The sequence below is a fragment of the Marinobacterium arenosum genome, from assembly GCF_019795155.1.
Classification (GTDB): Bacteria; Pseudomonadota; Gammaproteobacteria; order Pseudomonadales; family Balneatricaceae; genus Marinobacterium_C; species Marinobacterium_C arenosum.
This window is the reverse complement of record NZ_JAILYN010000006.1, coordinates 1-20,610: the sequence shown is the minus strand read 5'-3', so window position 1 is coordinate 20,610 and position 20,610 is coordinate 1. Positions and strand designations below refer to the sequence as shown.

Genomic DNA, 20,610 nt, shown 5'->3' with positions numbered 1-20,610 from the left:
CAGGTTAGGTGCTTTTGTGCGAGTTCGGTTAGCCACTGGACGGGGGGCGGGTACAAAAAAAATGCGCGTCGATGGTGCAGTGCGGCGGGGTATTGCACCAGATTGAGCAGTCTGCGGTGACTCTGGAAACCGTTGCAGCAACTATCATCAGGATAAATGGCCTGAGCCGAGGGAGGATGCCATGGCGATCTCGCTGACCCATATTGCACTGCACGTGCGCGACCAGGATGCCTGCGTCGCCTTCTACCGGGACTATGCCGGCCTCGAGGTGGTTCACGACCGCGCGTCGCACGGCCACCACGTGGTCTGGCTGGCGGAGCCGGGTCGGGAGAGCGAGTTCATTCTGGTGGTCCTGCCGGGCGGTCCCGGCCGCAATCAGGACGAGCAGGATTTCTCCCACCTGGGATTTGCGCTGGACAGCCATGAGGCGGTGGACGCGATCGCCGAGCGTGCTGCGGCCGACGGTATCCTGGTCTGGCAGCCGCGCCAGGAACCCTATCCGGTCGGTTATTACTGCGGCATCCGCGACCCGGACGGCAACTTCGTCGAGTTCAGCTACGGCCAGCCGCTGGGGCCGGGCGCGGAGGCGTTGAAAGCGGCCCAGCCGCCGCTGTGAGCGGGGCTTTGCAGGCTGTAGAAAAACTGCCTGTTAGAGCGTCAGGTGCAGCAGCGGGAATGGCTTGCCCATGCCGTCGAGTGGCGAACGGCCGACTTCGCGGAACCCCAGCTGTTTGTAGAACGCGACCGCCTGCGGGTTCTGTTCGTTCACATCCACTTTTTTCGCCGCAAAATTAACTCGGACATGCTCGACCAGCAGTCTGCCGATCCCCTGGTGGCGGTGTTCGGGCGCGATAAACAGCATCTCGATATTGCCGCTGGCAACACCGATAAAGCCCAGAATCTTGCCGGACGGGTCTCGGGCGACGCGCAGCTCGACCGCATCGAGGTACTGTTCCAGGATCAACGGCTTGTAAAACTGGATATCGCTCTCCGACAGGAAATCGTGGGTCGTTCGCACCGAGGCCTCCCAGAGATCGACCAGCACCGGATACTCATCTTTGTTTACAGCTGATACCTGCATTGCGGGTCCCTGAGTGTGCATTGTGTTCATCCTTGGTAAGTGTGTAACAACTGATGACCGGAGTGGTTGGCCGATGGCATGGTAAACGCTTGGTGGAATGTGGGCCAGTACTGGGGAGTGGGGCGTCGTTCTTCGCCAGTCTACCTGGGGGCGGTTGTTGCCAGAGCGCGTGGTTCGCGTGGCGCGCCGCGCGTAGCCGCATAAAAAATGGGCGCCCGGTTCGTTTGCTGCAAAACCGGACGCCCCCTGCCAAAGCGGAGCAAAATGAGGTTCTGCACGAAGAACCTCTCTGGACTGACTGCAAGCCACCGTGGAGGAGTGACTGCAGTTTTAATACTGCATCAGCTGTGCCAATACCCAGATGTTTTCGTCAAAGCTAGAGTTCATGCGGGTCGCAGGCGCTTGTCGGGGGAAAGGCGGGCGCGGGGAGATCGTTGTGTTTTGGTGCGGTGCGGTATCAAGGTGGTCCGATCTGGTGCTCTTGGCACGTAGTGATCAGTCATCGTGTGGGCACAAAAGACGTGCCCACCCTACCGAACGCGTAACGGTCAAAAAATAAAAAAGAGCCACCGGGCGGTGGCTCAAAGGTGAGGTACTTGAACATGGAAAATGTCGCAAGTGCCAGAAAGAAGGTGGGGGTATTATTCGTCGACCAGCAGGATCACCAGAGTGCGCGGGCCGTGGGCGCCCATCTGCAGTTTCTGCTCGATATCGGCGCTGCGCGACGGGCCGGTGATCATGTTGACGGTACGCGGCAGTTGGTCACCGACCTTGGCGCGCAGCTTTTTCCAGGCGTCCTCGTAAGGGCCGACGATGGCGGAGCGTTTCAGCACCACCATGTGCACGTCCGGCAGGAAGTTCAGCGTGGTCGGGCTGTCGCCGCGTGAGTGCAGCATCAGGGTGCCGGTTTCGGCGATGCCGGCGAAGCTGGTGGTGATGCTGGCCTGATCGCCGGCCTGGGCGACCCGCTCGACCCGCCGGATCTCGCCCAACGGGCTCCAGTCCAGTTCGGTCAGCTCGGCGTCGCTGGCGCTGACCAGTTCAGTGAGCTGCTGCTTATCGAGCCAGTCGGCCACTGCCTGGGGCACCTGGGCGCTGCTATCCAGCTCGATCAGCTCGGCGGCCGCTTCCAGCGCCATCGTTTTGAACAGTTCCACCTGCTCATCATGGGGCTTCTGGGCGCGCATGGGCACCAGGTTATTGGCATGGGCCTGCAGCCGGTTCATCACCGCCTGGCGCTGGCCGTCGGTCGGTGTGCCGCGACCCAGGCCGCGGCGGATGGTGCCGAGAATCTCTGCCTTACTCATCGCTTGTTCTCCTTCCACTGCTGCATGAATGTCTTGCCGGACGGGGCCGGCATATCGCGCCAGTCGGTCCAGCCGCCGGCCAGCGGCAGTTTCTTGATCTTGCCTTTCTTGCCGGCTAGGGTGCGCAGGAACCAGTTGGAGGTGGTCGACAGGGTGCGGTACAGCGCCGGTCGCTTGGCGAAGAAGCCCCAGCCGGCCAGCCCCCAGCGCACCGCTTTCGGGCTCAGGTGTTTCTCGAACTCCTTCTCGCGCCAGTGGCGCATCAGTTTCGGCAACGGAATCCGCACCGGGCAGACCGATTCGCACTTGCCGCAGAAGGTGGAGGCGTTCGGCAGGTTGCCGGCTTTTTCGATGCCGATCATCTGCGGCGTCAGTACCGAGCCCATCGGGCCCGGGTAGACCCAGCCGTAGGCGTGGCCGCCGACCGCGCCGTACACCGGGCAGTGGTTCATGCAGGCGGAGCAGCGAATGCAGCGCAGCATCTCCTGGAACTCGGTGCCGACCATGTCGCTGCGACCGTTGTCGACCAGCACCACGTGGAAGTTCTCCGGGCCGTCGACGTCGCCTTCACGACGCGGACCGGTGGACAGGGTGTTGTAGACGGTGAACTCCTGGCCGGTGGCCGAGCGGGCCAGCAGACGCAGGAACAGCGTCATATCCTCCAGCGTCGGCACCACCTTCTCGATCGAGGTGACCACGATATGGGTCTTCGGCAGCGTCTGGGTCAGGTCGCCGTTGCCCTCGTTGGTGACGATGATGGTGGAGCCGGTTTCGGCAACGAAGAAATTGGCGCCGGTGATGCCGACGTCGGCGGCGACGAACTTCTTGCGCAGCATCTCGCGGGCTTCCTTCATCAGCACCGCCGGGTCGTCCGACTTGGGCCGGTGATGGGCCTGATGGAACGCCTCGGAGACATCCTCCAGGTTCAGGTGGATCGCCGGTGCGATGATGTGGCTCGGGTGGTCGTGGCGCAGTTGCAGGATGTACTCGCCCAGGTCGGTCTCGATCGGCTGGATGCCGTTGGCCTCCAGGTACTCGTTTAGATTGATCTCCTCCGACACCATCGACTTGCCCTTGGTGACGGTCTTGGCGTCGACCTGGCGGCAGATCTCCAGGATCTGCTTCTGGGCATCCTCGGCGGTGCGGCACCAGTGCACGTGGCCGCCGTTCTCGACCACCTTGGATTCGAACTGCTCCAGGTAGATGTCGAGGTTTTCCAGGATATGGTTCTTCAGGTCGCGCGCTTCGTCGCGCAGCTGCTCGAACTCCGGCATCCGCGCCACCGCGGCGGCGCGTTTTTCCGGGAAACCGGCTTTCAGGTTGCCCAGTGCTTTCTGCAGGCTGGCGTCGTGCAGCGCGATATGGGCGTTCTGCTTGAACTCGGGACTGTTGATCTGCATCTCTCGCTCTCCTGCCTTACAGCGCCTTGCCAAGGTCGTAATCGGGTTCGCCGATCGCCGGCTGATCGGTCATGCCGGCCAGTACCTCGACCACATGGCGCGCCTCGATCTGTTTGCCTTCGCGCTTCAGTTTGCCGGCCATGTTCAGCAGGCAACCGAGATCGCCGCCGAGCAGCGTCTGGGCGCCGGAGTCGCTGATGAACTCGCTCTTGTTGCTGACCATTCGGTTGGAGATCTCCGGGTACTTGACGCAGAAGGTGCCGCCGAAGCCGCAGCAGGTTTCCGCTTCGGTCATCTCGGTCAATTCCACCCCGTCGACCTGGCCGAGCAGCTTGCGCGGTTGCTGCTTGATGCCGAGCTGGCGCAGGCCGGAGCAGGAGTCGTGGTAGGTGACCTGCTGCTCGAACTTGGCCAGGATCTGGTCGAAGTCGAGTACGTCGACCAGGAACGAAGTGATCTCGAACGCGCGGGCTTTCAGATCTTCGGCGCGGGCCTTCCACGGATCGCCGTCGACGAACAGCTCCGGGTAGTAGTGCAGCATGCCGATGCAGGAGCCGGACGGGCCAACCACGTACTGGTAGCCGTCGAACGCCTCGATGGTCTGCTTGGCGATATCGGCGGTGGTGGCGCGGTCGCCGGAGTTGTAGGCCGGCTGGCCGCAGCAGGTCTGGGCTTCGGGCACTTCGACGGTGCAACCGGCCTGTTCCAGCAACTTGACGGTGGCGAAACCGATGCTCGGTCGGAACATATCCACCAGGCAGGTGACGAACAGGCCGACCCGGATAGGAGGAGCTGTGTTAGGCATATTTCTCACCAATGATTTTGTTCTTATAAGGGCTGAACACTGCACGGGCTATCTCTTATAGATAGCAGCTATCAGCCGAAGCGATGGGGGCAAGATAGGAGAGGCGGTGGGGGAAATAAATGCTACACTGGCAACTGGTCTGACCAAGTAGGATCTCTGATGGCGGAACTGCATTCCGGGCGCCAGCAACTGCTGACGACCCTCAAGGCGCGGATGGCGAGTGCGGATCTGCGTCCCGGTGAAAAGATGCCGTCGCAGCGTCAGCTGGCCGACGAGTTTGCGTTGGCGCGCTCGACCGTGCGTGAGGTGTTCACCGAGCTGGAATCCGACGGCCTGATCGAGACCCGCCAGGGCGCCGCCAGCCGCTGCTGCAACTTGCTGGAATCCTATATCCAGCTGCCGTTGGAGGGGTTGGGCGACAACCTTGATTTCCAGCTGCAGGTGCTGGAAGCGCGCGCCATCCTGGAAGGGGAGGCGGCCTATTTTGCCGCCCGCCGCGCCAGCGATCGGGAACTGGCCGCGCTGGCCGCCGAATATGAGCGGATGCAGGCGCGTAGCAGCGGCGAAACCACGCTGACCAAGGCCAAGGCCGACCTGCGTTTTCACACCATGATCGCCGAAGCCAGCCACCACCTGTTGATCATTTCGTTCAGTCAGCTGTTCTACGCCCGCTATTTCAACGCGATCTACGGCGTGCTGAACCGTACCCTGATCCGTTACGGTCGTTACCCGGACGGTATCCGCTCACAACATGGCCAGATCCACCAGGCGCTGAAGCAGCGCGATGCCGAAACGGCCCGCCAGGTGGCGCGTGAGCATATCCTCTATACTCGCCGGCTGTTGGAAGACGCGGAGTAGGTTTTTTACGGCATTCCAGAAAGTATGGGCGCTTGCTGTCGGTCCCGGAACTATAGTCCCGGTTATCGCAATCAATGACTATCCTGAAAGTCACCGGTCGCGACTTGCGACACCCTACCTATCCACCTAGAATGCTGGCCCACGCTACGTACTTGGTCTGTACGATGCGTAATGAAACCCTATTTTGAAGCGGCCTTGCGTATGGGTCGTCTCCGACATCAAGGATATATCATGCCTGTCATTACTCTCCCCGACGGTAGCAAACGCGAGTTTGCCAACCCGGTTACTGTTTTCGAAGTTGCCGCCGATATCGGCGCAGGCCTGGCGAAAGCCGCCCTGGCCGGCAAGGTGAACGGCACGCTGGTGGATACCAGCCACCTGATCAGCGATGACACCGAACTGGCGATTATCACCGGCCGCGACGAGGAAGGCCTGGAGGTGATCCGTCACTCCTGCGCCCACCTGATGGCGATGGCGGTCCAGGATCTGTTCCCGGGCGCCCAGGTGACCATCGGTCCGGTGATCGAAAACGGCTTCTACTACGACTTCGCCTACGAGCGTCCGTTTACGCCGGAAGATCTGCAGAAGATCGAAGCCAAGATGAAGGAACTGTCCAAGCAGAACCTGGTCGTTGAGCGCTCGCTGATGAGCCGCGACGACGCGGTGGCGATGTTCGAGCAGATGGGTGAGAAGTACAAGGTCGAGATCATCAAGGATATCCCGGGTGACGAACAGCTGTCGTTCTACAAGCAGGGCGACTTCATCGATCTGTGCCGTGGTCCGCACGTGCCGTCAACTGGCCACATCAAGGCGTTCAAGCTGATGAAGGTGGCCGGTGCCTACTGGCGCGGCAACTCCGAAAACGAGATGCTGCAGCGTATCTACGGCACCTGCTGGAACGACAAGAAAGACCTGAAAGAGTATCTGCACCGTCTGGAAGAGGCCGAGAAGCGCGACCACCGCAAACTGGGCAAGCAGCTGAACCTGTTCCACTTGCAGGAAGAAGCGCCGGGCATGGTGTTCTGGCACCCGCACGGCTGGACCCTGTACCAGCAGATCGAAAGCTACATGCGCGACAAGCTGCGTCGTCACGGCTACAACGAGATCAAGACGCCGCAGGTGGTCGAACGTACCCTGTGGGAGAAATCCGGCCACTGGGACAAGTTCTCCGAGGAGATGTTCACCACTCACTCCGAGAGCCGCGATTTCGCCATCAAGCCGATGAACTGCCCGTGTCACGTGCAGGTGTTCAACCAGGGGCTGCGCTCTTACCGCGACCTGCCGCTGCGGCTGGCCGAATTCGGTTGCTGTCACCGTAACGAGCCGTCCGGCGCGCTGCACGGCATCATGCGGGTGCGTGGTTTCGTGCAGGACGATGCGCACATCTTCTGTGCCGAAGACGATATCCAGGCGGAAGTATCCCGCTTTATCGATTTTCTGCATGAGGTCTACGCGGATTTCGGCTTCACCGAGGTAATTTACAAGCTGTCTACCCGTCCGGAGCAGCGGGTCGGTTCCGACGAGATCTGGGACAAGGCCGAGAAAGCGCTGGCCGACGCGCTGGATTCTGCCGGTCTGGATTGGGACGAGCTGCCGGGCGAAGGCGCTTTCTATGGTCCGAAAGTGGAATTCTCGCTAAAAGATTGCCTGGGCCGCGTATGGCAGTGTGGTACTATTCAGGTCGACTTCTCGATGCCGGGTCGCCTGGGCGCCCAGTTCGTCAACGAATCAGGCGAGCGGGAAACGCCGGTAATGCTGCACCGCGCGATCCTCGGTTCCTTCGAGCGCTTCATCGGTATTCTGATCGAAAACTACGCCGGAGCGCTGCCGGGCTGGCTGGCGCCGCAGCAGGCGGTGGTGCTGAATATCACCGACAATCAGGCGGAATACTGTCAGAATGTCGCTAACCGATTGGAAGAACTCGGTTTCCGCGCACAAGCAGACTTGAGAAACGAGAAGATCGGCTTTAAAATTCGCGAACACACCCTGCAGAAGGTTCCTTACCTTCTGGTCGTGGGTGACAAAGAGGTCGAAGCCGGGGCAGTGGCCGTACGTACCCGTACGGGCGAGGATCTCGGCACCATGACCGTAGCAGAATTTGAAAACCTCATTGGCCAGGATGTGGCCAAGAAAGGTCGTCAGGTATAACTGATCAGGAGATAGAACCATCAGGCGCGATAACAGAAGGGGTGCACGCCGTGAACAGCGTCCACCGATTAATGAAAATATTCGAGCACGTGAATGTCGACTGATTGGTCCCGACGGCACACAGATCGGTGTTGTATCGATCAAAGAGGCACTGGAGGCCGCTCAAGAGGTAGAACTTGATCTGGTTCAGATCTCTGACGCTGACCCCATCGTCTGTAAGGTGATGGATTATGGCAAGCATCTGTACGAACAGAAGAAGCAGGCCAACGAAGCGAAGAAGAAGCAGCACCAGACCCAGGTCAAGGAAGTGAAATTCCGTCCTAATACGGATATAGGTGATTACCAGGTAAAACTGCGCAACCTGGTACGTTTCCTTGAAGACGGGGACAAGGTCAAGGTAACCCTGCGTTACCGCGGTCGTGAGATGGCTCACCAGGAGCTGGGTATGCAGTTGATGCAGCGGGTCGAAAAGGACCTGATCGAACTGGGTACCGTTGAACAGCGTCCGAAGATGGAAGGCCGTCAACTGATCATGGTCATTGCCCCGAAGAAGAAAAAGTAACCTGCGTTACGCCCAACCCGTGGTTGGCTTCTAGGAGTCAGTCACGGGTTTTGCCGTTTGTTCAGGTGAACACAACTAAACGAATGCGTGGAGATTTTAGACATGCCTAAAATTAAATCTTGCCGTGGCGCGGCTAAGCGTTTCAAGAAAACTGCGAATGGCTTCAAGCACAAGCAGTCCTTCACTAGCCACATTCTGACCAAGAAGAGCACCAAGCGTAAGCGTCAGCTGCGTCCGATGCTGCAGGTTAATGCAGCGGACAAGGCACTCGTTAAGCGTATGCTGCCGTACATCTAATTGGTTTTTTAACAGAATTTGATATAGGAAGGTTCCAATGGCTCGCGTAAAACGTGGTGTTATTGCTCGTCGTCGTCACAAGAAAGTCCTGAAGCAGGCAAAAGGTTACTACGGTGCTCGTAGCCGTGTATTCCGTGTTGCTAAACAGGCGGTTATCAAAGCTGGTCAGTACGCTTACCGCGACCGTCGTCAGCGCAAGCGTCAGTTCCGTGCCCTGTGGATCGCGCGTATCAACGCTGCGGCTCGCATCAACGGCCTGTCCTACAGCCGTTTCATCGCTGGTCTGAAAAAGGCTAACGTTGAGATCGACCGTAAGGTTCTGGCTGATCTGGCTGTGCACGAAGCAAACGCTTTTGCGGCTGTGGTAGAGAAAGCGAAAGCTGCTCTGGCATAAGCACCAGCCTGATTACAGGTGACTGATCGCTGAGATAGGGGAAGGGTGCAAGCTCTTCCCCTATTTTTTCGAATGCTGTTTTACTTTTATCGATCTCTGATGAAGCCATGTCGAAACCGTGGGTTGATCAGAGATCTGTTGTTAATTTCTGGAGCCGGAAATGGAAAACATCGAAACCCTGCTGGCTGACGGGGTGCAGGCCGTTGAGCAGGCCAGCAGTGCGCAGGACCTGGATCAGGTACGTGTTGAGTACCTGGGCAAGAAAGGCCTGCTGACTCAGCTGTTGAAAGGGCTGGGCAAGCTGTCCGCCGAAGAGCGTCCGGCGGCGGGCGCGCGCATTAACGAAGCGAAGCAGGCGCTGCAAGAGAAGATCAACCAGCGCAAGTACGATATCGACACCGCCGCGCTGGCCGCCAAGCTGGCCGCCGAGCAGATCGACGTGACCCTGCCGGGCCGTGGCGAGGAGCTGGGCGGGCTGCATCCGGTCACCAAGACCATGCAGCGGATCGAGCAGTTCTTCACCGGTATCGGCTACAGCATCGAGGAAGGTCCGGAGATCGAAGACGACTATCACAACTTCGAAGCGCTGAACATTCCGGCTCACCATCCGGCCCGTGCGATGCACGACACCTTCTACTTCAATGCCAACACCCTGCTGCGGACCCACACCTCCGGCGTGCAGGTGCGCACCATGGAAACCCAGCAGCCGCCGATCCGGATCATCTGCCCGGGCCGGGTGTACCGCTGCGACTACGACCAGACCCACTCGCCGATGTTCCACCAGGTGGAAGGTCTGCTGGTCGACAAGGATATCAGCTTCGCCGACCTGAAGGGCACGCTGCAGCAGTTCCTGCGCGAGTTCTTCGAAGAGGACGTACGGGTGCGCTTCCGTCCCTCCTACTTCCCGTTCACCGAACCGTCCATCGAGGTGGATATCGATCGCGGCGACGGCAAGTGGCTGGAGGTACTCGGCTGCGGCATGGTGCATCCGAAAGTATTCGAATACTCCAACATCGATCCGGAGCAGTACACCGGCTTCGCATTCGGCATGGGTGTCGAGCGACTGGCGATGCTGCGTTACGGCGTCAACGACCTGCGCCTGTTCTTCGAAAACGATCTGCGTTTCCTGGGCCAGTTCCGCTAATCGCGCCCAATCGTTGCAAGAACAGCGTCATTAACAGAATTTTCAGGACAGCAAGATGAAATTCAGTGAACAATGGTTGCGAGAGCTGGTAAACCCGGCGATCGATACCCAGGGTCTGGTCGACCAGGTCACCATGGCCGGTCTGGAAGTGGACGACGTCGAAGCGGTTGCCGGCGATTTTTCCGGCGTGGTGGTCGGTGAGATCCTGACCGCCGAGCAGCACCCCAATGCCGACAAACTGCAGGTCTGCACCGTGTCCGACGGCAGCGAGCAGTTCCAGGTGGTCTGCGGCGCGCCGAACGCCCGCGCCGGCTTGAAGACCGCCTTCGCCAAGGTCGGCGCGGTACTGCCGACCCCGGACGGCAGCGAGTTCAAGATCAAGAAAGCCAAGCTGCGCCAGGTCGAATCCTTCGGCATGCTTTGCGCCGACGACGAGCTGGGCATCTCCGATGACCACGGCGGCATCATGGAGCTGGCGGCCGATGCGCCGGTCGGTGAGGACCTGCGAGCATACCTCGGTCTGGACGACCAGATCATCGATATCGACCTGACGCCGAACCGCGGCGACTGCCTGAGCATCCGTGGCCTGGCGCGCGAAGTCGGCGTGCTGAACAAGGCGCCGGTGCAGTTCCTCGAAACCCAGCCGACCGCCGCGCAGATCGACGACAGCTTCCCGATCGCGCTGGAAGCGCCGCAGGCCTGCCCGCGTTATGTCGGCCGGGTGATCCGCAACATCAATCCGCAGGCGGCCGCGCCGTTGTGGATGGTCGAGAAACTGCGCCGCTCCGGCATCCGCTCCATCGATCCGGTGGTCGACGTGACCAACTACGTACTGCTGGAGCTCGGCCAGCCGATGCACGCCTTCGACCTGGACAAGCTGTCCGGCAAGATCACCGTACGGATGGCCAAGCAGGGCGAACCGCTGACGCTGCTGGACGGCCAGCAGGTTGAGCTGAACGACGATACCCTGGTGATCGCCGACGACAATGGCGCGGTGGCGATGGCCGGCATCATGGGCGGCGAAGCGACCGGCTGTACCGCCGAAACGAACAACATCTTCCTGGAAAGCGCCTTCTTCAGCCAGCTGGCGATTGCCGGTCGTGCCCGTGCCTATGGCCTGCACACCGACTCCTCGCACCGCTTCGAGCGCGGCGTCGACTGGCAGCTGCAGGCCCAGGCGGTCGATCGTGCCACCGAGCTGCTGCTGCAGATCGTCGGCGGTGAAGCCGGCCCGGTTACCGAAGTGGCCAGCGAAGACCACCTGCCGAAGGTCGAGAACATCCGCCTGCGTCACAGCAAGGTCAACCAGTTGCTGGCATTCGAGATGCCGGCGGCCGAGATCGAAGAGATCCTGACCCGGCTGGGTCTGCAGGTTGAAGCGTCCGGCGAAGGCGAGTGGCAGGTCACGGTACCGTCCTACCGCTTCGACATCAGCATCGAGGTCGACCTGATTGAAGAGCTGGCCCGCGTTTACGGCTACAACAACCTGCCGGTACGCACGCCGACTGCCTCGCTGCCGCTGAAGCCGGACCAGGAAGCCAAGGTGTCCGAGCAGAAGGTGCGCGACAGCCTGATCGCCCGTGGCTATCAGGAAGCGATCACCTACAGCTTCATCGAAGCCGGCCTGCAGCAGCAGTTCGACGACAAGTATGAAGCGATGGCGCTGGCCAACCCGATCTCCGCCGAGATGGCGGTGATGCGCACCACCCTGTGGCCGGGCCTGGTTAAGGCGGCCCAGTACAACCAGAACCGCCAGCAGAGCCGTATCCGACTGTTCGAGACCGGCCAGCGCTTCCTGCCGCAGGGCGAAGAGCTGCTGCAGCAGAACGCCATTGCCGGCGTGATCACCGGCAACCGCCAGCCGGAAGGCTGGACCGGTGCCAACGAACCGGTCGACTTCTTCGATATCAAGGGCGATGTCGAGAGCCTGCTGGCACTGGCCGGCGCGGCTGACGAGTACAGCTTCGTGGCTGGCAGCCATGTGGCGCTGCACCCGGGTCAGACCGCTGTGATTCAGCGCAACGGCAACACCGTTGGCTACGTCGGCGCGTTGCACCCGTCGCTGGCTAAGACGCTGGGTATGAAGGGCGCGGTGTTCCTGTTCGAGATCGAACTGGACTGCCTGCGTGAAGGGCGACTGTCGCGCTTCAGCGAACTGTCCAAGTTCCCGGAGTCTCGTCGCGACATCGCGCTGGTGGTGGATGAAAATGTCACCTTCGAAGCGGTACGTCAGTGTGTGCTCGGCAAGGCCGGAGATTACTGCAAAGAGGTCAACCTGTTTGACGTCTATCGCGGCCAAGGTATTGAATCCGGTAAAAAATCTCTGGCGCTGGGCTTGACCTGGCAACATCCATCACGCACTCTTACTGATGAAGAAATCAACAGCGTCATCAATGAGGCTGTGTCTGCGCTGAATACTGAATTCGGTGCCGTGCTTCGAGAGTAATCACAAGGGTGAGTGATATGGGCTCTTTGACTAAAGCGGATATGGCCGAGCGTCTCAATGAAGAGCTGGGCCTCAACAAGCGTGAAGCCAAAGATATGGTGGAATCCTTCTTTGAAGAGATCCGCACCAGTCTGGCGTCAAATGAGCAGGTAAAGCTGTCCGGCTTCGGTAACTTCGATCTGCGCGACAAGCGCCAGCGACCGGGCCGGAACCCGAAAACGGGGGAGGAGGTGCCGATCTCGGCGCGCCGGGTCGTCACCTTCCGTCCGGGTCAGAAGCTGAAGGATCGAGTTGAAGCCTATGCCGACAACGGCGGAGAACTCTGACAGTTCCCTGATTCCCGGCAAGCGTTACTTCACCATCGGCGAGGTCGCCAAACTGTGCGACCTCAAGCCGCATGTGCTGCGGTACTGGGAACAGGAGTTCGATCAGATCGAACCGGTCAAGCGCAGCAACCGTCGCTACTACCAGCGCCAGGATGTGCTGCTGATCCGACAGATTCGTAGCCTGCTCTACGAGCAGGGCTATACGATCAGTGGGGCTCGCCAGTGGCTGGCGGGCAGCTCGGCCGATCAGGACAGCTCGCAGATGAAGCAGGTGATCCGGCAAACCATCGGCGAACTCGAAGAGATCCTATCAATACTCAAATCAGGTTGAAAAAACCTTCACATAATCAACCTGTTAGGTTAGTATACCGCTCCTCCTTAGGGAGCTTTCAAGTGTCGGGGCATAGCGCAGTCTGGTAGCGCACCTGCATGGGGTGCAGGGGGTCGCAGGTTCAAATCCTGCTGTCCCGACCATCTAATTCAATAACTTAGGCCGGTTGAGCGATCACCGGCCTTTGTTGTTTCTGGAATATAGATATCTGGTCACCGTACGGTCGCCGTTCGCCAATCGATTGACTCCTTTTCCTCTTTCCTGTGTTTTCATAGCCCTTTCGTAAGAATGGTAACGAGGCTTGCTAGGTCCGCCTGCAGAAATATTCGGTCGGCTATGGTGCGCTTAGCTAGTCAGAGTTAATTGCGGACCGTCTGCACCATCTGTTCGACCTCAACGTCGGCATCCGTGGCCGTATATCATGTATTGCGTTTACCCGCCAGCAAACCGGTGGACAGGTCTGGTTCCCGGTTAACTTCATCAGCAACCTGTATTCGTGTAGCCGACTGAAGGCCGACATTAGCCGGCGGTAAGCCCGAGCCGCGACACTTTCCGAAATTGTCGAGCGTTATCTCAGAACCGCCATTTTGATCGACCACTTCAGCGACGCAGTCGGCGCGGTGGCATTGGAGGTTGATCCGCAACGCACCGTAATAGCGCTTTTGCGATTGGGGCGCCGAGGGCGACCGGCGATCGCTGTGGGTCCTTCCCGAGGAGATTCAATGCGGGGGGGGGGCAGCGCGGATTTTAGCTAGCTGTGTAAAGCCAATAGGTTGTTCACAGACTCAAGCCTTCTTCCAGAATACGGCGGACAAGAATTTCTCGACCGTGAGGTGTTAATCGGGCATTTTTATGAATGTTCATCTGAGGTCCTCGGAGGCTTGGTTTGGTTGGCGCCTCCAATTCTCCAAATCGGCCTCAGATGAACAACCTACTGAAAGATCACAGTTAGCTGGTACTTTTAAACGCTGCACTGCAGCAGGGAGATACGCCAGGATGGCAAAAACATCACAAACACGACTGTCTGACTACCTTGAGAAAGTCGCCGCTGGCAAGCCGGTAAACTACAGTGCCTTTGAGAAACAGCTTGAGCTTGCCGGCATCACAAGCCGTCAGCGACGCGAACTGTTCCGTGTGGAGCTGGCCGGCCCCAATCGTCACACCGTCGAAATTCTCGATCAGGTAGCACTCAAAGAGTTGCAAAGTCGATTCTCAAAGCAAGCGCTGAATGACCGTGTGAGCGCCGCAGCGGCCGGTAATAGTCATCGCGTGAGCGTGAGCGGTGCATGTTTGCTACTGCGCCGTGAGTCCATACCCCATCCTCAGGTTATATTGTTCGAAGGCCGGGAGTGGCAGTGCCCGGTCAAACCGGCTGAACGCACACTGCTGGTCGAGAACCTTGAGAATTTCCTGGCGCTTGAGCGAACCTTGGCTATTTTGCCTGACTGTGGCTGGGCCTTGAGCGAGCCGGTCGATCTTTTATATGCGGCGGGCAACCAAATCACCAATGCGATATTGCAGCCGTTTTTGGCGCGCTACGCCGAGTTGAACTGTCTGTTCGATCCTGACCTGGGGGGCATTCATATGTTCAGAACCCTGCGTCAACGTATGCCACAGCTTCCCATGCGCTTTCTCTACCCTCAGGATATCGAAGCGCGACTGGCAGCCTCCAACCGGTTGCTGAGTGTTCACGCGCGAACAGATTTGACTAACTACACGGGGGTGAGCCCGGAGGTGGACCGGCTGATCGCATTGCTACGGCAGACTAACAGGACCCTCGAACAGGAAACCTACCTCTAACGGAAGAGAATAAGCATGGATACGCTGTTTCAACAAATCGATACCTGCCCTGATCTGTACGCCATTCGCCAGCTGGTGTTCGTGAACAGTGCCGCTTATGCCTATACCGAGATTCGGGTTGATCAGCACACGGCGCTGTTTGGCCGTAATAACCTCGGTAAAACCTCAATGCTGAATGCGCTCAAGCTGTTTTTGTTGCCAGAAGAGAACTTCAAGAAGTGTGAACGAAAGTTTGGTTTCCGCAGTCGCTCAGGGGATTTTTACAGCGCGCAGGAGAGCTTTAAATATTACTTTCCAGACCAGAATTCATTCATCTTGCTGGAAGCCGAAAACCTCTATGGGCCTTTTTGCATTCTGCTTCATCAGGGGCGTAAGGAGTTCAGCTATGCACGTATTGTTGTGCCCTGTGCCTACGACGAGATTCGACATCTGTTCTGGGATTTTGCCGCTGACTGTAATGAGGGCCTGGGCGCGCCGCTGGAAACGCTGTCGCTCGCTTCCATCCAGCCTGAGCTCAGTCAATTGGGCGGTGAAGCATTGCATGACAGCAAAACCATCCGGGAACGGCTTTTTTCCCATCGTCCACTGAGCCGCGAAGAAGGCCGCTATTGCTTGCTGCCGCTGAAGCAGGGCGGTACGGAACGGGAATTGGCGGCCTGGAAACAGCTGATCCATCTGGCCTTTGATATCGGGGCCAACGACAGTCGAACCTTGCCCGATGCGTTGGCGACGATCATCGAAGGAGAAAAACAGCGTAAGTCGGATGAGTTGAGCGTCGATCTCAATCAGATCCTGCAGGATTATGAACAATTGCGTGCGGAACGGGATGAGCTGCAGCGGATCAGTAATGCGCAGGAAGATTGGGAGCGTTTCGATACCAGTTATCGGCAGTATGAGGCTCAATCACGCGATGTGGGGCAGTTTTATGTCGACTTGAAGGCGGTGCTGGCAGCTGAGCATTCAAAAATAGAACCTCTGATTGAGAAGGCCGTACAGACACATGGGGCTGCTCAAGAGGCGTTGAATAAGGCCAAAGCAGGCTTCAGGGGTTCAAGTGATCGTGTCAAACATATGGAGGGTAGTCAGGCAGAGCGTGAGCGGCGGCTAAGACAAAGTGAAACGGCGGTTAAGCGGATCAGCGAGATCCAGCGTGCGCATCCGGGCCTTGAGCCTGAGGAGTTGTTGGCTGAGTTGCAGCAACAGGCAAATCGTAAAGCCGCACTCGTTGCGGATCTGCAGGATGAAGGCCAGCGCCAAGCGCGTATGGAGCAGCTTAATCATGCTTTGATCCGTGACCGTAAAAAGCGTGATCGAATTAAGGATCAGCTGGAGCACTTTAAGCCTTCAGTGCTGGATCAGCTGGATCCACAATCCGCCACGGTGCTGTATAACCTGGCCCCCTCCCTTGCCGAAGCAACACCTGTTTTGGATCAGCCATCTCGTGAGGTGATGCAACAATTTGCTGGTCTTTTTGCGCCAACAGAAGATGCGTTGGTGTTGTGCGGTGAACCCGTGCCCAATGTCACGGCATCGCCTTATAACCCTGAAGCAGTACGAGCGCAGCTCGAGCAGCAATTGATAAAGCTGAAAGATGCCATTCAGGAACAGGAGTTGGAATTTACAGAGCACCTGGCCAATACGCGACTCACTCAGGCAGAGCAGCGTGAAAAGCTGAAGGCAGAGCAGGCTGAGCTGAGTATTCTCGAAACCAATATCACGCACCTAAAGGCCAGTGATACCCACTTTCAGCAGTTCAATGAGGCACAAGCATCGCTTGAAGAATTGCAGCAACAGATCGCTGAAGCCCGGCAAGATACAGAGCGCTACAAAAAACAGTATGACGGGGCGTTGGGACAGGAGCAGCAAGCACGGGAATCACTGGAAGGCCTGAAGGCGCAAAAACAGACCTTGTCTGAACAACTGGACCGTCTGGGGTTGCTGAGTAACAGTCATGGTGTATTACAGGGCTGGGCCTCAAGTCTTAAGCCCATGGCCCGAACGCTGCCGGAGAATGCGCTTGCTGTGTTGGAGCGTCAGTGCACTGAAATGGGTGGACTCTATCAGGAGCTTATGGAGGCACTGCGCAAGCTGCTGAGCCAGCAGTTGTTGGAAAGTGACGGTAGTGAGTCTTACCGGGTGAGCTTCGAGATGGCGCATCTGAAGGCATTGCGTCAGCAGTTTGAGCGGCTGTTTAGTACCCTTGAAGGGCAGCAGATGGACTATGAGAACCGGGTACGTGCGCATAACAAACACACATCCATACAGATGGACGCGTTGCGAGAGGCCGGACGGCAGATCAAAGGTTTTATCGCTGAGATCAATCGCGAGTTTGGCGCCTACAGCGTATCGAACCTGGAAGAGGTGCAGTTTGCCTGTGACCTTCACCCCCGCTTTCAGCTGCTGCTGAGCGATCTGGACAAGATCAATCTGTTTGGCGAGGAGTTGCATGAACAGCGCTTGTATCAACGTCTGAATGACTTCTGTGACGAGTTCTTCCGCGATTCCGGGCGCTACGGACGGGTACTGCAGATGCATCAGTTGATCGAGAAGGTGCGGTATCGGTTCCGTCTGGCTGGGCAGGATCAGTTCACTGAGAATGCGCAATCCAACGGCACCACCAGCATGGTCAACAGCCTGCTGCTATCTATCCTGCTGAAGCGCTTGCTGGCGCAGGATGCGCAGATCTGCCTGCCGCTGGTGATGGATGAAATGGCATCGATCGACCAGCAAAACCTGCAGACGGCGGTTGAGATAGCCCAGCAGCATGGCTTTGTGCTGTTTGGAGCGAGCCCGGATATGTCGGCCGAGATTGTGCAGGCGGTGCGCCATTACATTTATCTGGGCATGTTCAAAGCCACGGAGAAGGCTTACAGCGAGCGACGCCGTGTGGTCTACCACGGTGCCTGTGAGTCACTGCGCCCACTGGCGAAAAACAGCGCTACCGCTGAGTTCGTTGAGGCGAATGCATGATCGTCTCAACGGACAAAACGCTAATCGCCATGATCGAGCACAAGGCGATCTTCCTTGCACTGATTGACCATATTGACCAGCAGGGCGGCCCCGGCGAAGTACCGATCAAGCTATATCATCAGCTGGTAAGGGCGATGCTCGAGCAGCAAACAGATGTGGAGCAGAAGCGTCTTCGCGCCATATTCGAACTGGACAACCTGCGCCGTGCGGATCTGGTAATTGAGATAGACCGGAATCGAGCGGTTTTCGTGCTGGCCCCCTTTGTGGTTGATATGTTTCGCCACTTCGACCGCCGCCGTTTGCGCGAGCTGTCCAGTGCTCAGTTGGAGGACCTGCGACGGCGTTTTCACGATAGTCTGGAAGCGCTGACTCGATGCACATTACACGAAGGGGATCGGCAATTTGATGAGCAGCTGGAACTGCTCAGGGAGCATGTCCGTTATACCCAGGCAAAGATGCGGGACAATGTAAGCAGCTTGCAAGGTCAGGCCGAGCGTCTGTCAGAGATGGTAGAACAGCTGGAGCTTGGCGATCTCGAACAAAGTCGGCAGGCGAGCAGGGCGTTGGAGCAGATCGACCAGATTTACCGGCACCATGTATTGCCGAGCCTGCAGTTCCTCAATGAGCGTGAATCACTCAAGGACGGGCAGCCGGCCCTGACCTCACTGAAGGACATTGCGACCCTGTTGCATAAAGCCGGGTTACCCCACATTAGCCAGCAGCTCCGATATGCAAGTGCCTCGATTCGTGCACATGCCAAAGATGTTGAGAAAATCAGGCGCTCGCTGGAGCGCTACGTACGGCAAAACGCCCGTCAGCGCTTGCAATACAACGCAATTGAGACTGCGTTTAATGAAATGCTGCAGGCGGCGCGGTCGCTTCAGGACGGCAGCCTCAGGAATAATCAGCTGCGTCCAGATGAGCCTGTTTTCCGATTTGGGCAGATATTTTCAGGCATGCGTGCCGTTCGTTACAGGGCTCGATTGGAGTGGCATGGGCATGATCAGCGGCTTCATTTTGAAGAATTCTTGCGAGCCCGTGTGGATCAGCTCCGTCAACAGAGCAGTGTGCCTCGGGTTGTCGAACTGGATGCTGAGAGTGAGGACTTTGAGCGGCAGCAGCAATATCGAAAAGAGATGATTCGGCAATGGGTGAGCGAATGGACACCACCAGATGACTGCGATGACCTTCACAAGGCGCTTCATCTCCACATGCGCCGGGCATTGCCCGACTACCAGCTGAGCGATCTGCTGGAAGCCATCAAATGGTGTATGAGCGAAAAGGGTTTTACCGTCATGCCAACGTTCCGCCAACGTGCGTTGCAGCATAACGGGTACGAACTGGTTTATTACGTCAGAGCACTGGAGCCTGCACATGCAAGTTGATCAACAGAAAAGTCGAAAGCTGTATGAAGCGCTTATCAATGGGCAGGCTGTGAATGAGTACATTTTCAAAGACAGCGGCCTGGTGCCGAACCCCTTGTATGAAGAACTGTTTTCAAATCTCGATCGCTATTACCGTGACCTGTATTCCAATATCGGTTTCGAGTTGGTGATGCGTGAAGGGTTTGCTTACATCCGTTCATACAACTCCGATGAAGCGCAGAATGATGCCGTGCGCAAAGTACAAGGCCTGCTGTTGGTGCTGGGCCGGGGAGCGACCGAGTTGGGGTATCAGTTTGAGCTGCTGACCAATCCAGATGCAGGTGTCAGCCAGGAAGTCCTGAAGCAGATTGAACAGGGCGAAGATAAGCAGGAAATCCTGTCAGCCTGTGATTTGAAGGGCGGTTTGGCATCCAATATCGACAAAATACTGGCCAAGCGCTGTATAGCTTTCCAAAACGCCAAGGGAAACTGGGTGCTGAGCAATGCAGGAAAAGCGTTTTTTAACGAGCTATTCTCCGAGGTGACCGAGTAGTACAGGCTAATATCACCCTGATGGCATTATTTGCTGTCAAAGCTGGAGCTCCGCTCAATATGAAGAGATTTGATCCAGAAAAAGTGCTGGGGCAAAGCGTCATTTGTCCCAACTTTTGTCCCAAATGCCCCAAAACACCCTAATCCAACTCTGTAACGGCAAATATCCTGATTATGCTCCAAGCCTCGTACTCTCTGGGGTTGAGTAAGGTTGTTGTGGGTGGAGCAGAAAAGGAAAAAATGGCCAGAATAGGTTCAAATCCTGCTGTCCCGACCATCTAATTCAATAACTTAGGCCGGTTGAGCAATCACCGGCCTTTTTTGTTTCTAGGCCGGACCTGAATTCAGATAATAAGTGCAACACTCATGGTTGAAAGGCGGGAGGTGGCCAACTGCTGACAGTGATACGCTTCAGCTCGCCAAAGTAGAAGAAGTACCACTATGAGTTATCAGCAGTTGACCGAGGGGAAACGATACCAGATTTCCCTTCTGATCGCGCAGGGATGTACGCCTGCCGAGATTGCCCGCCGTATTGATGTGAACAGATCCACCGTCTACCGGGAGCTGAAGCGTAACAGTCAGGGGGGCACGTACGATCCTGATGTTGCCCAGTACAAGGCAACCCGTAGGCGCAAGCAGGCGGTTAAGTATCGGGTGCCACAGGATACGGTCGTCTACGTGGAATGGGCGCTGAGACTCGACTGGAGCCCTGAGCAGATCAGCGGTGTGGCCGACTTGATTGGTTATCCGGTCAGTCATGAATGGATCTACCGGTACGTGGCCGCTGACAAGGCCTCCGGCGGCAAACTGTTTCGCCATTTACGC

At 57.6% G+C, this 20,610-nt stretch carries 19 protein-coding genes and 1 tRNA gene; 16 read left to right on the top strand and 4 right to left on the bottom strand.

The window, feature by feature from the left end; all coding sequences use genetic code 11:
- The first annotated feature begins 181 nt into the window (after positions 1-181).
- Positions 182-616 carry a VOC family protein gene (locus K6T12_RS04175; protein ID WP_222219776.1) on the top strand — a complete coding sequence of 145 codons (435 nt, stop codon included), beginning with the start codon at positions 182-184 and terminating at the stop codon, positions 614-616.
- Between the two features lie 33 nt (positions 617-649).
- Here K6T12_RS04175 and K6T12_RS04170 read toward each other — a convergent pair whose 3' ends face one another.
- From K6T12_RS04170 to K6T12_RS04155, 4 genes are all read right to left on the bottom strand, one after another.
- Positions 650-1,102, bottom strand: a complete 453-nt coding sequence (locus K6T12_RS04170; protein ID WP_255611531.1) for a GNAT family N-acetyltransferase — start codon at positions 1,100-1,102, stop codon at positions 650-652.
- A 620-nt stretch (positions 1,103-1,722) separates the two neighbouring features.
- Positions 1,723-2,388 (bottom strand): LutC/YkgG family protein, encoded by a 666-nt coding sequence (locus tag K6T12_RS04165; RefSeq protein WP_222219774.1) that lies wholly within the window; start codon positions 2,386-2,388, stop codon positions 1,723-1,725.
- On the bottom strand, positions 2,385-3,788 hold the full coding sequence (locus K6T12_RS04160) for a LutB/LldF family L-lactate oxidation iron-sulfur protein (protein ID WP_222219772.1): 1,404 nt from the start codon (positions 3,786-3,788) through the stop codon (positions 2,385-2,387). The genes K6T12_RS04165 and K6T12_RS04160 overlap by 4 nt, the downstream gene beginning before the upstream one ends.
- A gap of 16 nt (positions 3,789-3,804) precedes the next feature.
- Complete coding sequence (locus tag K6T12_RS04155; RefSeq protein WP_222219770.1) at positions 3,805-4,593, bottom strand: (Fe-S)-binding protein; 789 nt, start codon at positions 4,591-4,593, stop codon at positions 3,805-3,807.
- A 159-nt stretch (positions 4,594-4,752) separates the two neighbouring features.
- On the opposite strand from K6T12_RS04155, the gene K6T12_RS04150 reads away from it, so the two are divergent.
- From K6T12_RS04150 to K6T12_RS04075, 15 genes are all read left to right on the top strand, one after another.
- Positions 4,753-5,451 (top strand): FadR/GntR family transcriptional regulator, encoded by a 699-nt coding sequence (locus K6T12_RS04150; protein WP_222219768.1) that lies wholly within the window; start codon positions 4,753-4,755, stop codon positions 5,449-5,451.
- 231 nt (positions 5,452-5,682) lie between these two features.
- Positions 5,683-7,599, top strand: coding sequence for a threonine--tRNA ligase (gene thrS / locus K6T12_RS04145; protein WP_222219767.1), 1,917 nt, complete (start codon positions 5,683-5,685; stop codon positions 7,597-7,599).
- Between the two features lie 19 nt (positions 7,600-7,618).
- Entirely contained in the window at positions 7,619-8,161 is a 543-nt protein-coding gene (gene infC / locus K6T12_RS04140) for a translation initiation factor IF-3 (protein WP_222219976.1), read from the top strand.
- A 102-nt stretch (positions 8,162-8,263) separates the two neighbouring features.
- Positions 8,264-8,458 (top strand): 50S ribosomal protein L35, encoded by a 195-nt coding sequence (rpmI, locus tag K6T12_RS04135; RefSeq protein WP_222219765.1) that lies wholly within the window; start codon positions 8,264-8,266, stop codon positions 8,456-8,458.
- Between the two features lie 37 nt (positions 8,459-8,495).
- Positions 8,496-8,852, top strand: coding sequence for a 50S ribosomal protein L20 (rplT, locus tag K6T12_RS04130; protein ID WP_222219763.1), 357 nt, complete (start codon positions 8,496-8,498; stop codon positions 8,850-8,852).
- 160 nt (positions 8,853-9,012) lie between these two features.
- Entirely contained in the window at positions 9,013-9,996 is a 984-nt protein-coding gene (gene pheS / locus K6T12_RS04125; RefSeq protein WP_222219761.1) for a phenylalanine--tRNA ligase subunit alpha, read from the top strand.
- 55 nt (positions 9,997-10,051) lie between these two features.
- Positions 10,052-12,442, top strand: coding sequence for a phenylalanine--tRNA ligase subunit beta (gene pheT / locus K6T12_RS04120; RefSeq protein ID WP_222219758.1), 2,391 nt, complete (start codon positions 10,052-10,054; stop codon positions 12,440-12,442).
- A gap of 17 nt (positions 12,443-12,459) precedes the next feature.
- Positions 12,460-12,768, top strand: a complete 309-nt coding sequence (ihfA, locus tag K6T12_RS04115) for an integration host factor subunit alpha (protein ID WP_222219756.1) — start codon at positions 12,460-12,462, stop codon at positions 12,766-12,768.
- Entirely contained in the window at positions 12,743-13,099 is a 357-nt protein-coding gene (locus tag K6T12_RS04110; protein WP_222219754.1) for a MerR family transcriptional regulator, read from the top strand. Before ihfA ends, K6T12_RS04110 begins: the two co-directional genes overlap by 26 nt.
- 66 nt (positions 13,100-13,165) lie before the next feature.
- Positions 13,166-13,242, top strand: a tRNA-Pro gene (locus K6T12_RS04105).
- Positions 13,243-14,095: 853 nt separating this feature from the next.
- Complete coding sequence (locus K6T12_RS04095) at positions 14,096-14,899, top strand: hypothetical protein (RefSeq protein WP_222219753.1); 804 nt, start codon at positions 14,096-14,098, stop codon at positions 14,897-14,899.
- Positions 14,900-14,914: 15 nt separating this feature from the next.
- A complete protein-coding gene (locus K6T12_RS04090) occupies positions 14,915-17,869 on the top strand; it encodes a hypothetical protein (protein WP_222219751.1) in 2,955 nt (984 codons plus the stop codon).
- Positions 17,866-19,254 carry a hypothetical protein gene (locus K6T12_RS04085; protein WP_222219749.1) on the top strand — a complete coding sequence of 463 codons (1,389 nt, stop codon included), beginning with the start codon at positions 17,866-17,868 and terminating at the stop codon, positions 19,252-19,254. The genes K6T12_RS04090 and K6T12_RS04085 overlap by 4 nt, the downstream gene beginning before the upstream one ends.
- Entirely contained in the window at positions 19,244-19,786 is a 543-nt protein-coding gene (locus tag K6T12_RS04080; protein ID WP_222219747.1) for a condensin complex protein MksE, read from the top strand. Before K6T12_RS04085 ends, K6T12_RS04080 begins: the two co-directional genes overlap by 11 nt.
- 440 nt (positions 19,787-20,226) lie before the next feature.
- The coding region (locus tag K6T12_RS04075) for a helix-turn-helix domain-containing protein (protein WP_222219745.1) at positions 20,227-20,610 on the top strand (384 nt) is incomplete at its 3' end.

What these genes read in the sequence shown, in the direction of transcription:
- K6T12_RS04175 (WP_222219776.1), top strand. Translation starts at nt 182, where the DNA reads ATGGCGATCTCGCTGACCCATATTGCACTGCACGTGCGCGACCAGGAT.
- K6T12_RS04170 (WP_255611531.1), bottom strand. Translation starts at nt 1,102, where the DNA reads ATGCACACTCAGGGACCCGCAATGCAGGTATCAGCTGTAAACAAAGAT.
- K6T12_RS04165 (WP_222219774.1), bottom strand. Translation starts at nt 2,388, where the DNA reads ATGAGTAAGGCAGAGATTCTCGGCACCATCCGCCGCGGCCTGGGTCGC.
- K6T12_RS04160 (WP_222219772.1), bottom strand. Translation starts at nt 3,788, where the DNA reads ATGCAGATCAACAGTCCCGAGTTCAAGCAGAACGCCCATATCGCGCTG.
- K6T12_RS04155 (WP_222219770.1), bottom strand. Translation starts at nt 4,593, where the DNA reads ATGCCTAACACAGCTCCTCCTATCCGGGTCGGCCTGTTCGTCACCTGC.
- K6T12_RS04150 (WP_222219768.1), top strand. Translation starts at nt 4,753, where the DNA reads ATGGCGGAACTGCATTCCGGGCGCCAGCAACTGCTGACGACCCTCAAG.
- thrS (WP_222219767.1), top strand. Translation starts at nt 5,683, where the DNA reads ATGCCTGTCATTACTCTCCCCGACGGTAGCAAACGCGAGTTTGCCAAC.
- rpmI (WP_222219765.1), top strand. Translation starts at nt 8,264, where the DNA reads ATGCCTAAAATTAAATCTTGCCGTGGCGCGGCTAAGCGTTTCAAGAAA.
- rplT (WP_222219763.1), top strand. Translation starts at nt 8,496, where the DNA reads ATGGCTCGCGTAAAACGTGGTGTTATTGCTCGTCGTCGTCACAAGAAA.
- pheS (WP_222219761.1), top strand. Translation starts at nt 9,013, where the DNA reads ATGGAAAACATCGAAACCCTGCTGGCTGACGGGGTGCAGGCCGTTGAG.
- pheT (WP_222219758.1), top strand. Translation starts at nt 10,052, where the DNA reads ATGAAATTCAGTGAACAATGGTTGCGAGAGCTGGTAAACCCGGCGATC.
- ihfA (WP_222219756.1), top strand. Translation starts at nt 12,460, where the DNA reads ATGGGCTCTTTGACTAAAGCGGATATGGCCGAGCGTCTCAATGAAGAG.
- K6T12_RS04110 (WP_222219754.1), top strand. Translation starts at nt 12,743, where the DNA reads ATGCCGACAACGGCGGAGAACTCTGACAGTTCCCTGATTCCCGGCAAG.
- K6T12_RS04095 (WP_222219753.1), top strand. Translation starts at nt 14,096, where the DNA reads ATGGCAAAAACATCACAAACACGACTGTCTGACTACCTTGAGAAAGTC.
- K6T12_RS04090 (WP_222219751.1), top strand. Translation starts at nt 14,915, where the DNA reads ATGGATACGCTGTTTCAACAAATCGATACCTGCCCTGATCTGTACGCC.
- K6T12_RS04085 (WP_222219749.1), top strand. Translation starts at nt 17,866, where the DNA reads ATGATCGTCTCAACGGACAAAACGCTAATCGCCATGATCGAGCACAAG.
- K6T12_RS04080 (WP_222219747.1), top strand. Translation starts at nt 19,244, where the DNA reads ATGCAAGTTGATCAACAGAAAAGTCGAAAGCTGTATGAAGCGCTTATC.